Source organism: Vibrio sp. Vb339 (assembly GCF_902751245.1).
Lineage (GTDB): Bacteria > Pseudomonadota > Gammaproteobacteria > Enterobacterales > Vibrionaceae > Vibrio > Vibrio coralliirubri.
Genome location: NZ_CADDIS010000001.1, coordinates 1 through 13,481, shown reverse-complemented (window position 1 = coordinate 13,481; position 13,481 = coordinate 1). Strand labels below are relative to the sequence as shown.

At 44.9% G+C, this 13,481-nt stretch carries 11 protein-coding genes, 3 tRNA genes and 2 rRNA genes; 10 read left to right on the top strand and 6 right to left on the bottom strand.

What is annotated here, in order from left to right:
* Window positions 1-72: 72 nt before the first annotated feature.
* Window positions 73-798, bottom strand: a complete 726-nt coding sequence (locus tag HRQ85_RS00080; protein ID WP_172378306.1) for a sulfite exporter TauE/SafE family protein — start codon at window positions 796-798, stop codon at window positions 73-75.
* A 229-nt stretch (window positions 799-1,027) separates the two neighbouring features.
* Window positions 1,028-2,239: an MFS transporter gene (locus HRQ85_RS00075; RefSeq protein ID WP_172378304.1), complete on the bottom strand. Its 1,212-nt coding sequence runs from the start codon at window positions 2,237-2,239 to the stop codon at window positions 1,028-1,030.
* A gap of 29 nt (window positions 2,240-2,268) precedes the next feature.
* On the opposite strand from HRQ85_RS00075, the gene HRQ85_RS26445 reads away from it, so the two are divergent.
* Window positions 2,269-2,418: a hypothetical protein gene (locus tag HRQ85_RS26445; protein WP_172378302.1), complete on the top strand. Its 150-nt coding sequence runs from the start codon at window positions 2,269-2,271 to the stop codon at window positions 2,416-2,418.
* 460 nt (window positions 2,419-2,878) lie between these two features.
* Complete coding sequence (locus HRQ85_RS00065; RefSeq protein WP_017065874.1) at window positions 2,879-3,493, top strand: YitT family protein; 615 nt, start codon at window positions 2,879-2,881, stop codon at window positions 3,491-3,493.
* A gap of 120 nt (window positions 3,494-3,613) precedes the next feature.
* On the opposite strand, the gene sigZ is transcribed toward HRQ85_RS00065, so the two are convergent.
* Complete coding sequence (sigZ, locus tag HRQ85_RS00060; RefSeq protein WP_172378300.1) at window positions 3,614-4,213, bottom strand: RNA polymerase sigma factor SigZ; 600 nt, start codon at window positions 4,211-4,213, stop codon at window positions 3,614-3,616.
* A complete protein-coding gene (locus tag HRQ85_RS00055) occupies window positions 4,197-4,493 on the bottom strand; it encodes an ArsR/SmtB family transcription factor (protein ID WP_004733042.1) in 297 nt (98 codons plus the stop codon). Before HRQ85_RS00055 ends, sigZ begins: the two co-directional genes overlap by 17 nt.
* 232 nt (window positions 4,494-4,725) lie before the next feature.
* Here HRQ85_RS00055 and HRQ85_RS00050 point away from each other — a divergent pair, with 232 nt between their 5' ends.
* Entirely contained in the window at window positions 4,726-5,826 is a 1,101-nt protein-coding gene (locus tag HRQ85_RS00050; RefSeq protein ID WP_048613874.1) for a permease, read from the top strand.
* A 106-nt stretch (window positions 5,827-5,932) separates the two neighbouring features.
* On the opposite strand, the gene HRQ85_RS00045 is transcribed toward HRQ85_RS00050, so the two are convergent.
* Complete coding sequence (locus tag HRQ85_RS00045) at window positions 5,933-7,135, bottom strand: hypothetical protein (RefSeq protein WP_050643760.1); 1,203 nt, start codon at window positions 7,133-7,135, stop codon at window positions 5,933-5,935.
* A gap of 382 nt (window positions 7,136-7,517) precedes the next feature.
* Between HRQ85_RS00045 and HRQ85_RS00040 the strand changes: the two genes are divergently transcribed.
* Window positions 7,518-7,820 carry a hypothetical protein gene (locus HRQ85_RS00040; protein WP_172378298.1) on the top strand — a complete coding sequence of 101 codons (303 nt, stop codon included), beginning with the start codon at window positions 7,518-7,520 and terminating at the stop codon, window positions 7,818-7,820.
* A 105-nt stretch (window positions 7,821-7,925) separates the two neighbouring features.
* Here HRQ85_RS00040 and trmY read toward each other — a convergent pair whose 3' ends face one another.
* Entirely contained in the window at window positions 7,926-8,525 is a 600-nt protein-coding gene (gene trmY / locus HRQ85_RS00035; RefSeq protein ID WP_172378296.1) for a tRNA (pseudouridine(54)-N(1))-methyltransferase TrmY, read from the bottom strand.
* Between the two features lie 255 nt (window positions 8,526-8,780).
* Between trmY and HRQ85_RS00030 the strand changes: the two genes are divergently transcribed.
* From HRQ85_RS00030 to HRQ85_RS00005, 6 genes are all read left to right on the top strand, one after another.
* Window positions 8,781-9,305, top strand: coding sequence for a DUF3087 family protein (locus HRQ85_RS00030; protein WP_172378294.1), 525 nt, complete (start codon window positions 8,781-8,783; stop codon window positions 9,303-9,305).
* Between the two features lie 587 nt (window positions 9,306-9,892).
* Window positions 9,893-11,447: ribosomal RNA gene (locus tag HRQ85_RS00025) — 16S ribosomal RNA — on the top strand.
* 121 nt (window positions 11,448-11,568) lie between these two features.
* Window positions 11,569-11,644, top strand: a tRNA-Glu gene (locus HRQ85_RS00020).
* 2 nt (window positions 11,645-11,646) lie between these two features.
* Window positions 11,647-11,722, top strand: a tRNA-Lys gene (locus HRQ85_RS00015).
* A gap of 32 nt (window positions 11,723-11,754) precedes the next feature.
* Window positions 11,755-11,830, top strand: a tRNA-OTHER gene (locus tag HRQ85_RS00010).
* Window positions 11,831-12,184: 354 nt separating this feature from the next.
* A 23S ribosomal RNA gene (locus tag HRQ85_RS00005) occupies window positions 12,185-13,481 on the top strand; the annotation flags it as partial.

Genomic DNA, 13,481 nt, shown 5'->3' with positions numbered 1-13,481 from the left:
CGTCCTTTTATCTATTGGGTGCTTGATCTGTGGTTTTTAAGATGTCTTTCTTCTTGTTTTTATCGCTAATAACTAGCCAGCTAACCCCTGCCAGATTGCTGTAAAGCCACTGATAGAACATAGCAGTAATGAACCAATGCGTATCTTCTCTTTAGGGATGCTTTGTGTCGTCATCAATGCCACTTTGTAACCTAACCAAGCCGCAGGCAGTAACGGGATGGTAATGATCAAATGGTGCATGGTGAAGAAGCCAATTGGGATCTGAACAATCAACGAGATGATCGAACTAAACACGAAAAACGCAGAAAGGTTACCACGAAGCTGATTGGCATCTTGGTGTTGGAGTAGCAGTGCCATCGGCGGACCACCAATACCCGAGCTGGTGCCAAAGAACCCAGAGAAGAAACCCGCAATACCCATCTTAGTTGGGGTTGGTTCGAGTCTAAAGGGCAGTAGGCTAACAATCACGGCAAATACTACCAATAAGCCCAACCATAGTGATAACACGCTCGTTGAAACCATCACCAACAAAGCACCACCTGCCAGTGACCCCGGAATACGGCCCAGCAATGCGATTTTTAATCTGCCAATAGAGATATTTGCTCGATGTTTAAAAGCGTTGAATAACGAGATAAACAGACCGATTAAACAGATAGGTGCAGGTACATAATCAGGAGAGACCAAAAACAGCAGCGGAGCTGCAACAATGGCCAAACCAAAGCCGATTGCGGTTTGCACAAACGAGCCGACAAAAATGAGTGCCATTGCGATAAGGACAGTCTGATCTATGTATTCCATAAGCCTGCGGATTAGTTTTAAAGGAGCGGGTGGATACTATAAATGAAAACCAAAAGAATAGTCTTATTATTCAGTGAGGTTTATGCCAGTTTCGCTAGTTATAATTTCTATTATAACGACCAACAAAAAAGCGAGTGAGTATCTCAGGATGCTTCCTTTCAATTCAATACTCACTCGCTTTATTGGAACGACTTGTTGTTTACGCTAGTGGGGGAGTCAGCATAAAACGTTAAGCCATTGCCAATTTCAGTCGCTCAATCGGCTTGTCATTGATTGGTAAATGGATAAGTGCTGCTGCAAATGCCAGCACCACCGTTGACCACCAGATTGGCTCGTAAGAACCGTAGTAATCGTAAATACGACCACCGACCCAAGCACCTAAGAAGCTACCCACTTGGTGAGTAAAGAATACCAAACCATACAACGTTGACAGGTAACGGGCACCGAAGATCTGACGAACTAAGCCAGAAGTTAGCGGAACCGTACCCAACCAACAAAAACCAATCGCTGCACCGAAGATAGCCGCGGTTGACTCAGTAACAGGCAAAGTGACAAAAGCTCCGATAACCACAGTACGCACTAAGTACAGTGCAGACATAACGTGGCGTTTGCTGAACTTGTCGCCCATTACACCCCAGAAGTAAGACCCGAAGATGTTGAAGATGCCAACGTAAGCCAGTGCCATCGCCGCGCTGCTCGCTGGTAGGTCTTTATCAGCTAAATAGCTCGGTAAGTGCGTTGCGATAAACATTACGTGGAAACCGCACACGAAGAAGCCCGCGTGAATCAACCAGTAACCTTTGTGAGCAAATGCTTCAGACAGCGCTTCTTTCAGTGTTTGGTTCTCTTCAGCTTGCGTTTGTTTGTTTGAGGCTGCTTTAGGCGCTCGCATGAACAGCGCAAAAGAGATCATCAAACAACACAGTACGCCAAACACTTGCATCGCACTCTGCCAGTCAAATTCATTCAGCATGTATTGTGCGCCCGGAATCACCGCAAACATACCAAATGAACCTGCAGCCGTGGTTAAGCCAAACGCTTTAGCCGCGTGTTCTGCCGGTACCACTTTCGCCACTGCGCCAAGCACGATCACATAACTTGTCGCACTTAAGCCAAGGCCAACTAGTGCACCCAATGAAACGTAAAGCATGCTCGATTCGGTAGAAATTGAGGTAAGAAGTAAACCCAAACCGTAAGCACATGCACCTGCGATAATGATGCGTCTTGCTCCCCATTTGTCAGCTGCCATACCAACAAAAGGTTGGAACACGCCGAACAAAAGGTTTTGTAGCGCAATCGCAAAGCTGAAAAACTCGCGACCTGTACCGAAATGTTCTGAAATTGGCATCATGAAAATGCCGAATGATTGTCTGATCCCTAGACTGATAATAAGTGTGCCTATCCCAAGCCATACCAGTAAAGGAAAACGGAAAATGCTCATTCTAATACTCTTAAATTAATGGTGGTGATGTGAGTGGTCTTGCGCTGACATGTGTTGGTCAGTCATCTCATGGTGATGTTCGTGCCCAGAATGCTCATGCGCTGACTGCTGGTGGCAGCCACTGCTCACGGCATGCTGAGCCAAGAGATCCATCAATGGCTGACTGTGATGCACAATAACCAAACTAATGACGAGAAATAGCGTCATTCTGGCCAGTTGGGCAAAAAGAGATTGTGAAAACATACGGTGTTGACATGCGCTCAATGTTGTAAGAAGTCGCGCATCATAGTGATGAGTAGGTTATGTATCAAATGACCATTTGTGATGTAGTCTATGCGTTTTATGCATAGATTGTCGCTTAATTGAAATTGGGACAAAACGCGCTCAATAAATAAGAAAACTTGAAGCTCGTTAGTTAATAGAAATAAATATCTAATTAAGAATGAAAGTCTAAATTCAGGTTTATAACTAGCTGTTTAATTAAAGGTTTCACAAAGCTGTAAAAACTAATATACAAACTAATCACTAAGCAACATTGCTCGTTCACTCGACTTATCTGTCAAACATCGTAAATTTGGGCATAAATCGTTTCAAGACTACTGAAACGCGATGTTAAAAGATTCAGGGAGAGTCATTCACATGGATAAAGATCATAACCTTCGCGAAAACTTACTGGCACTGATCTTAGGTAGCGCACTGGTTTCACTCGGCGTTATCTTTTTCAACCAAGTCGGTTTGCTCACCGGAGGCACGGCTGGTCTAGCGATCTTCATTACCAAAGTAACAGATTTGAGCTTTGGCCAAGTATTCTTCGCACTTAACTTACCTTTCTATATTTTGTCGGTTGCTCGTATGGGCTGGCGCTTCACCATCAATACGTTTATCGCTGTTTCGATTGTTTCGTTCGCTGTGGATCACTTGTATCACGTGATTCAAATTGCCGAAATTCATGCATTGTATGCAGCTTTACTTGGTGGTGGCTTGATTGGTACCGGCATGTTGGTGATTTTCCGTCACAAGATGAGCTTAGGTGGCTTTAACATTCTGGCGTTGTTCTTACAAGAACGTTTTGGAATTCGAGCAGGTAAGGTTCAGATGGCATTAGACTGCACGATTGTTGTGCTTTCTCTGTTCATTGTTGATGTGTCATTGGTTCTTCTGTCTGTGCTTGGTGCGATAGTCACCAACTTGATTCTAGCAATGAATCATAAACCGGGGCGCTATCAACCTGTGGTAAAAGCGGAAGCAGCATAGTTCGGTTCGCTTAAGCTCTAGATTTGTTTAAGTAAAGCGTGATTTGCAGATTATGAAAACAACAAAGCCAGCATCAATTGCTGGCTTTGTTCTATTGAAATAACGGATTCGATGTAACGATTAACACTTGCCGCAGCTGGCGTTCGGCTTAAGCTCGCAATCAATCACATTGCCTTGTTGATCAAGGGACAAGTTACAACACTCTTCAAACAGGTTCTTAAGATCAGCACGGCTTTTTTGCACACGGGATTTAACCGTTGAGTAACTGACATTCTGCGCTTCTGCGATCTCTTTCTGGCTTTGGCCTTTGATGTCGACGGCAAGCAGTAGCGATGAACTTTGTTCTGGTAATGCCTGAATAAAAGGTTCAATACACAATGAAAGCTTCTGCTTAAATTCAGAGTCGTGGTCTAAATCGGTAAACCACAGATCTTCAGCATCAATTTGGCTATCACGTTGTTGGCGTGCATGCTTACGGTAGAAGTCGATAATGGTGTTGTTGGCTAACTGGAACAGCCAAGCCTTAACACTGCTCGCATCTTGTACCTTATCTAAGTTCTGATAGGTCTTAATCAAGATATCTTGAAGCAAGTCGTCTACATCCGCAGAATTGTTGACCTTTGAATGCAGGAATGACTTTAATGCTTGCTGATACTCGGCCCAGACTTGTTCGAGCTTCAAAGGTGCCCTGTTCAAAGGTGCATTAGTTGCACTGTTCATTTACGCAACACTCGTCTTGTAAGAAATCAATCACACCTTCTAGGCACTCATACTCCGCCACGCAGAATAGAGTTCTCCCTTCTCGTCTTTGGCTGATTAGGCCCGCAGACGCCAAGCTTGATATGTGGTGAGACAAGGTAGAACCGGGAATGCCTAGCTCTTCTTGTAGGCCGCCAACTGCAATGCCTTGGTAGCCAGCTTTAACGACACTCTTATAAATGGTTAGGCGAATAGGGTGCCCCAACTCTTTAAGTGCTTTCGCAACGACTTCTAAGTTCATATTAACTCCTCAAGATTTAATTTCGATGTTAGTCGAAATGTATGTCGAATTCAAATTTAAAAACGTTGTCTGTGTAAGTCATTGAAAAACTGTGTTTTAGAAATCATTTCGATTTTTATCGAAATAAAGCTTGATCTGGAGCTGTTTATTTCTATAATTCGAGAATATTCGAAATTAAGGGTTGGTTACTTTTCTCATAGAGCCCGACCTTCAATCCAGTTTGGAGTTAATTATGAGCAATGAAATGTTAACAATGCTAAAAGACGCACTTGATATGTTCGCTTTCTTAGCAGTAGAGCTAATTATCCTGTTCTTAGCGATCAGCTACATTGTTGGGATTCTTCAAGAGTTCCTTACACCAGAAAAGATTCAATCTATCCTGAGCTCACGTAATGGTAAGGGTTATGTGGTTGCTGCACTATTGGGTGCAATTACACCTTTCTGTTCATGTTCGACCATTCCTTTCCTAAAAGGATTGCTGCGTGCAAGAGCGGGTTTCGGTCCAATGATGGTGTTCCTATTCGGTAGCCCACTATTGAACCCAGTGATCATTGGTTTGTTTGTGATTACGTTCGGCTGGCAAGTCGCTGTGTTCTACTTCCTTGTAGCAATGACGGTATCTGTAGTGGCTGGTTACGCACTTGAGAAGCTTGGTTTTGAGCGTTACGTAAAACCTGAAGCGTATGAATCAACAGGTTCAGCTTCAAGCTGTGGCACTAGCTGTGGTGACTCTGATCCTAAAAAAGCAGCACCGGCTAAAGCGGAATCTTCATGTGGTACAAGTGCATGTGGCGAACCTGCACCCGTAATGGCGAAAGAGACATCTTGCTGCGATTCGAAAAAAGAAGAGCCACAAGTAACGGTTTCATGCTGTTCAGCGGATGGAAGCGCAACAGCTGAAATCGTAGAGAAGAAAGAACCTAGCCGTTGGATGAGAATTTGGTTCTCAACTTGGAAAGACTTTAAACAAGTTTTCCCTTACCTAATGATGGGTATCGCGATTGGTTCATTCATCTACGGCTTCATTCCTACAGACCTAATTGCACAGTACGCTGGTGAAGGTATGTGGTATGCAATTCCAGTAGCAGCCGTGATTGGTATTCCACTGTACATTCGTGCTGAAGCGGTAATCCCACTAAGTGCAGCTCTAGTACAGAAAGGCATGGCGTTGGGTTCAGTTATGGCATTGATCATTGGTAGTGCAGGTGCAAGTTTGACGGAAGTTATCCTGCTTAAATCAATCTTCAAGAACCAAATGATTGCGGCATTCCTATTCGTTATCCTAAGCATGGCGATGGGCGCAGGCTTCCTATACAGCTTCATCTTTGGTTAATCAGGCTTGATTCTGGGATAACTCCCCAGATACCAAGAGATAGATAATAAAAAGAGCTCACTTAGTTGAGCTCTTTTTTTGTTTAACTGCTTATCAAATAGGAATATCAGACTGGGTTTGGTAGTGCGGCAGAAGTACCGTGCGCAGCGAAAGCATTGGTAGCTAACACATCGCAGTGGTGGCGATTAATCGCATCGCCGTAGTTGTTGGTTATACCGGGAAACTGAAAGCGATACATCGGAATACCATAACGGCGTTCCCTCTGCTGGCCGATTCTATCTTTGCTCGTCCATAGTAGTCGGTTCTTAGCCGTGTAAGTCATACCGTGCATTTTATTGAAATACTCTTCATGACTGCGCATTTGCTCGTACAGTTCGATAATGCGTTGTCGAGAGAAGTTCAATGTCGTGCTCGGTTTAAGCTGCGTGCCCCAACCCGTTAATACCTTTTCCATGAAATCTCTTGTCACCAGTCCTGGACCGGTAAGTAATCCCGCGCCTTTGCTTCCACCGGAAGTATTCGCATTTCCTACCAAAGTGCCATGTCGGCCGGGCATGTAGGTGGTGTAATATTGAGTTGAAGGGGATAAGCGAGGCATTCTCGCCTTGAAAGCCAATGAACGTTCGTCTTCAGCAAAAACACATACGATTTGTTTGACGTTTTTGCCCAGTAATTTGTAATCCTTGAATGCGTTCATCCCGCCGGGCACGGGGTCACACGCAAAGATGTTGACGGGAATATGGCTAAGCTTGGGATCTTTGAGCATTCGGTTCGCCAATTCAAAGCAACTCACACCACCACGACTCCAGCCTACGATGTTAACTTGGCTGATGGGCTTAGTTTGGCGTTCAATCGCTATGTTCTGCTGGCGAGCCGCGATACCTTGTTTGAGATCGGCTGCCAGTGCTTGTGAGTCTTTCAACCAATCCTGATATTTTTGGTTGGTTGCGAAAGGCCAAGCGGACTTTTCTGGGCGAGATTCACTAAGCAGCCCTTTGGCTCGCTTCATGTAGTCATTCTTATCTTGTTGGCTTCCCCGCAAGATATTCAGCACATGGCGCATGTTGCTGTCGATACCTTTGCCTAGCAACGTTCCTTTAACTCCGGAGTACGTGTCATCTTTGCCTTGCTTCAACCATTCGTTTTGATTCCCACTGCCAACGCCATCCACTTGGATGTAGTCAATCATGTCTCTGCCAGTCGTATTCTTCGCTAACGTAGAAATCAACTCACCTGAAACGTAGTTTTTATGATTGTTGTCTTCTGAGTTTGATCCTGTACCACAGAAGAATACGGTAAAAATTGACATATATACCCTTAAAATAATTCACCGAAATTATCGGAAGTATAACTGTAGAATCATAAGCTTGGAGCGGAATCTCCATTAATTGGTAAAGGTCAGACCAACAACGGGCAGAAATGGAACGAAGCGCAAGTTTTATAAATTGCATGCTTTGTGGTTTTTTAGAGATGTTGAGATAGGTTACGACCGTCAAGAAATATCAATCTAAGTGTCACAATACTCGTCGTTATTTTGTCTAGTATCAAACAGCAGGCTGATTTTGCCCTAGCGCTAAAATCTAATGCCTACACTTTGTATAGATACTTGCTGTCTAAGGGTTACGACCTAAGGAGCCGGTAATTTATAACAGATCGCTTTCGAGCTTAGATTAAGGTTGATAGGAGGGAGTATGTTCGCAATACACAGGGAGTATGAGTTACAGAATCAGCAGCATTTTCATGCACACATTCAGGTAAAGCCAACAGGGAATCTAGAGTTTGAAATTTTAGAGTCTCATGAACATCACGATACGGATTTTAGTCATTTATCGTTTGAGCTCGAACAAGGGAATATCAAAGTGCTTGGGCGAGATGAAAGTGGTCAACAGACGAATTGGCAACTTTTACTGGCAGAGGAAGATGCAAAAGAACTTAATCATTTGGTTGTGTTGGTGTCTGAGCAGTATGAGACGTTAATGCGAGACCTGATGTGACGAGGCAAGTTTGCAATAAGTTGAGCAAAGCAAATATCGGTAACCCAAAAATCAAAAGCCCGGCGAATAACCGGGCTTTGCTAATTATGGCTGTGTCTCATCGGGCTAGAAACCGCGAATATCCAGCTCATTATTGATCAACACAACGCACTGAGAAGCAAACAGCATGTTCGGGCCTAAGCTGATCTTTTCTGTCCCTAAGCGCTTTAAGCTGTTGTAGCTTTTCTTCGGCATAGGGATGTGGTCAGTCAGAAGGAAGCATGGGTTTTCAGCAATCTCTGCATCACGGATAAAGTCACCCTTCTTATCCATCATGTATAGCTGGTGGTCTTCAGCTAGTTCTTTGACTAGTTTTTCAAAGCTCATAGTGCGAACGACGGTCCCCGCTTCAACCTGACGAGTCTGCTCTTTGGTCATACCTTGAGAAGCATCAACCGCTCTTACTACCGCTGATAACAATGCCGATTCATGAAAGCCGCCAATGTTGGTGATCTCATTTGAATCGAAAGTGATCGTACGTGAGAAGTCTTTAGTACTTTCTAATACAAGGTGCACGGTGACATTCTCACGATGAGATTGAGCGACGAAGATCGTGTTCATAAGAGTATGAGCCAGAATCTCAGTATGAGCGTCTTGCCCAACACCTTCTAAGATAAGTTTGCTCTCTGTAGGGGCTGCGCGAGCGCGTAATACAAATGAACGCATGGAATGTACCTTGTCAGTATGTGATAAAGCGAAACGGACTTTATCAACATGAATTGATGAATAACCAAAATTGTGGCGGTATGTAACTCTTTTCTATTAATGAAGTCAAATGGAGTTGTACTTAGCACCAACCCGCGAACTTTGAGTATTAAATAGAGAATGACCACATTACAAGACGGTAAGGGTTGAAGCGAACCAATGTTTACATAGATAGTATGCGCAAATTATTAGGTGGCTTGCAGAAGGAAGTAGTCGATGAAGTTACAGAAGATTAATAAAGAAGAATATAGAAAGAAGATGAACCTGTTGTTGGTGTCATTAGTTGGGTCACTTGCATTGTTTGCCATTGTATTCGGCACCATTCTGATCGAATTGTTTGGCTCGGCGACTTCAATTACTGGTGAATCGACAGGAAACTTTCATTTGAACGTACTTGGGGTGATCTTATCTGTCGCTTTGAATGCGTTTATCGCAAGCCGAGTGAAAGGGCATGAGTATTTCAAAGAAGCGCTGTATGTTTGGAACCTGAAACAAATCCACAATCAAATCTATCGTAAGCTCAAGCGCATTCAGCCAAAAGCGGAACAAGGCGACCGAGACGCGCTGACCATTCTTTATTTCTATTACACTACGCAAAAACAGGTATACGACCTAGACAATAATACGTTGACGATAAAAACGGTTCAGCAGTCGCTAGATAACATCGTAGAACTGAGTGATAAATGGAGTATTGAACTAGATATAGAGGCATTTTCGAAAGTTCTAGTCGCGAAATTTTAAGTGATATGCCTGTAATTGTATGAGCTTTGACCTGTGAAAGAGGCTTTTGACGTAAAAGTAGACACTTAAGCAACTTTTTTTGAATTTTTATCAAAAAAGGGGTTGCCATGTTTTCGATGATCTCTATAATGCCGCCTCACTGACACGGCAGACGCCACAAGGCTTCAGCGGTAATCAGTAAGACGGAAAGTTCGAAAGAAATTAATTTTAAAAAGTGTTTGACACTTAAGATTAAATCGCTAGAATTCACGTCCGCTTTCAAGGGTTTCTTTGTAAAAAGAAAGTTTCGATAAGCAAAGCTCTTTAACAATTTAAACCTATCAATCTGTGTGGGCACTCGTTGATGAATATCAAAACGTTATTGGTTCTTTTTCGAAAGAGCGTAATGACAGTTACTTCGGTAACAAAATTGATTTCAATGAACTGAGTGACCAATACGAATAATTACTTTCTTTATAGAGAGGGGTTATTTGGCACAGTCAATTCATTATCATTCTGTTGGAATGATAATAGCTTTAAAATTACATAGTAGTTTTGAAGTCAGTATTCGTTGAGTCACACCTATTAATTTAGGTAATCAAAACTTTAAATTGAAGAGTTTGATCATGGCTCAGATTGAACGCTGGCGGCAGGCCTAACACATGCAAGTCGAGCGGAAACGACACTAACAATCCTTCGGGTGCGTTAATGGGTGTCGAGCGGCGGACGGGTGAGTAATGCCTAGGAAATTGCCTTGATGTGGGGGATAACCATTGGAAACGATGGCTAATACCGCATAATGCCTACGGGCCAAAGAGGGGGACCTTCGGGCCTCTCGCGTCAAGATATGCCTAGGTGGGATTAGCTAGTTGGTGAGGTAATGGCTCACCAAGGCGACGATCCCTAGCTGGTCTGAGAGGATGATCAGCCACACTGGAACTGAGACACGGTCCAGACTCCTACGGGAGGCAGCAGTGGGGAATATTGCACAATGGGCGAAAGCCTGATGCAGCCATGCCGCGTGTATGAAGAAGGCCTTCGGGTTGTAAAGTACTTTCAGTTGTGAGGAAGGGGGTGTTGTTAATAGCAACATCTCTTGACGTTAGCAACAGAAGAAGCACCGGCTAACTCCGTGCCAGCAGCCGCGGTAATACGGAGGGTGCGAGCGTTAATCGGAATTACTGGGCGTAAAGCGCATGCAGGTGGTTCATTAAGTCAGATGTGAAAGCCCGGGGCTCAACCTCGGAACTGCATTTGAAACTGGTGAACTAGAGTACTGTAGAGGGGGGTAGAATTTCAGGTGTAGCGGTGAAATGCGTAGAGATCTGAAGGAATACCAGTGGCGAAGGCGGCCCCCTGGACAGATACTGACACTCAGATGCGAAAGCGTGGGGAGCAAACAGGATTAGATACCCTGGTAGTCCACGCCGTAAACGATGTCTACTTGGAGGTTGTGGCCTTGAGCCGTGGCTTTCGGAGCTAACGCGTTAAGTAGACCGCCTGGGGAGTACGGTCGCAAGATTAAAACTCAAATGAATTGACGGGGGCCCGCACAAGCGGTGGAGCATGTGGTTTAATTCGATGCAACGCGAAGAACCTTACCTACTCTTGACATCCAGAGAAGCCAGCGGAGACGCAGGTGTGCCTTCGGGAGCTCTGAGACAGGTGCTGCATGGCTGTCGTCAGCTCGTGTTGTGAAATGTTGGGTTAAGTCCCGCAACGAGCGCAACCCTTATCCTTGTTTGCCAGCGAGTAATGTCGGGAACTCCAGGGAGACTGCCGGTGATAAACCGGAGGAAGGTGGGGACGACGTCAAGTCATCATGGCCCTTACGAGTAGGGCTACACACGTGCTACAATGGCGCATACAGAGGGCAGCAAGCTAGCGATAGTGAGCGAATCCCAAAAAGTGCGTCGTAGTCCGGATTGGAGTCTGCAACTCGACTCCATGAAGTCGGAATCGCTAGTAATCGTGAATCAGAATGTCACGGTGAATACGTTCCCGGGCCTTGTACACACCGCCCGTCACACCATGGGAGTGGGCTGCAAAAGAAGTGGGTAGTTTAACCTTTCGGGGAGGACGCTCACCACTTTGTGGTTCATGACTGGGGTGAAGTCGTAACAAGGTAGCCCTAGGGGAACCTGGGGCTGGATCACCTCCTTATACGAAGATATCTTTGATGAGTACCCACACAGATTGATTAGGTTTAGAAAAGCAAAGAGATGAAGAACTCCCAAGTTCTTCRAAGTTTGTTTCTACTTTTAAAGTRGARATRAATTGCAGTGTCCCGTTCGTCTAGAGGCCTAGGACACCGCCCTTTCACGGCGGTAACAGGGGTTCGACTCCCCTACGGGATACCATTGGGTCGTTAGCTCAGTTGGTAGAGCAGTTGACTTTTAATCAATTGGTCGCAGGTTCGAATCCTGCACGACCCACCATTCTTYCTCCGCGAAGGAAWTAAAAMTATCGTGGGCKATTAGCTCAGYTGGGAGAGCRCCTGCCTTRCAMGCAGGRGGTCWSYGGTTCGAKCCCGGYATMGCCCACCATTCTCTAAATATTCTTGGAAGKKAAACCTCCAAASCACYTCTTAKGTCRCTGGTTGGATTTTTMGACTGTKAGAGTMTTTAGAAAATGAAYTTMACAWTAARWCTCATTGCTCTTTAACAATTTGGAAAGCTGACTGATTGATTACTTACGAGTAATTCAATCAAATTTAAAAGTTCTCAATGTTTATCTTTCATTAGATAAACACAACAAACACATTCAAGTGTCTTGTATTCGATTCAAACTTGTTTGAATCACAATTGAGTCCGGCAAACAGTTATYAAGAATTAACCCTTCTTRATGACAACCAAAAACCTTGGTTAGTTGCCATACACTAAGACCCTTTCGGGTTGTATGGTTAAGTGACTAAGCGTACACGGTGGATGCCTTGGCAGTCAGAGGCGATGAAAGGCGTAATAACTTGCGATAAGCCCAGATTAGGTAGTAATAACCTTTTGAGTCTGGGATTCCTGAATGGGGAAACCCACTTACATAAGTAAGTATCCTGTTGTGAATACATAGCARCAGGAGGCAAACCGGGGGAACTGAAACATCTAAGTACCCCGAGGAAGAGAAATCAACCGAGATTCCGAAAGTAGCGGCGAGCGAAATTGGATTAGCCCTTAAGCTTTTAATGATGCAGGTGAAGAGTCTGGAAAGTCTCGCARTAAAGGGTGATAGCCCCGTAACCGACACATCATAATCAGTGAAAACGAGTAGGGCGGGACACGTGATATCCTGTCTGAATATGGGGGGACCATCCTCCAAGGCTAAATACTACTGACTGACCGATAGTGAACCAGTACCGTGAGGGAAAGGCGAAAAGAACCCCTGTGAGGGGAGTGAAATAGAACCTGAAACCGTGTACGTACAAGCAGTAGGAGCACCTTCGTGGTGTGACTGCGTACCTTTTGTATAATGGGTCAGCGACTTAATTTTAGTAGCAAGGTTAACCGTTTAGGGGAGCCGTAGGGAAACCGAGTCTTAACTGGGCGTACAGTTGCTAGGATTAGACCCGAAACCAGGTGATCTAGCCATGGGCAGGTTGAAGGTTGAGTAACATCAACTGGAGGACCGAACCGACTAATGTTGAAAAATTAGCGGATGACTTGTGGCTAGGGGTGAAAGGCCAATCAAACCTGGAGATAGCTGGTTCTCCCCGAAAGCTATTTAGGTAGCGCCTCGGACGAATACTACTGGGGGTAGAGCACTGTTAAGGCTAGGGGGTCATCCCGACTTACCAACCCTTTGCAAACTCCGAATACCAGTAAGTACTATCCGGGAGACACACGGCGGGTGCTAACGTCCGTCGTGGAGAGGGAAACAACCCAGACCGCCAGCTAAGGTCCCAAAGTATAGCTAAGTGGGAAACGATGTGGGAAGGCTCAGACAGCCAGGATGTTGGCTTAGAAGCAGCCATCATTTAAAGAAAGCGTAATAGCTCACTGGTCGAGTCGGCCTGCGCGGAAGATGTAACGGGGCTAAGCTATACACCGAAGCTGCGGCTACGTACCTTAGGGTAYGTGGGGTAGGGGAGCGTTCTGTAAGCCGTTGAAGGTGGTCTGTAAGGGCTGCTGGAGGTATCAGAAGTGCGAATGCTGACATGAGTAACGATAAAGGGAGTGAAAAACTCCCTCGCCGGAAGACCAAGGG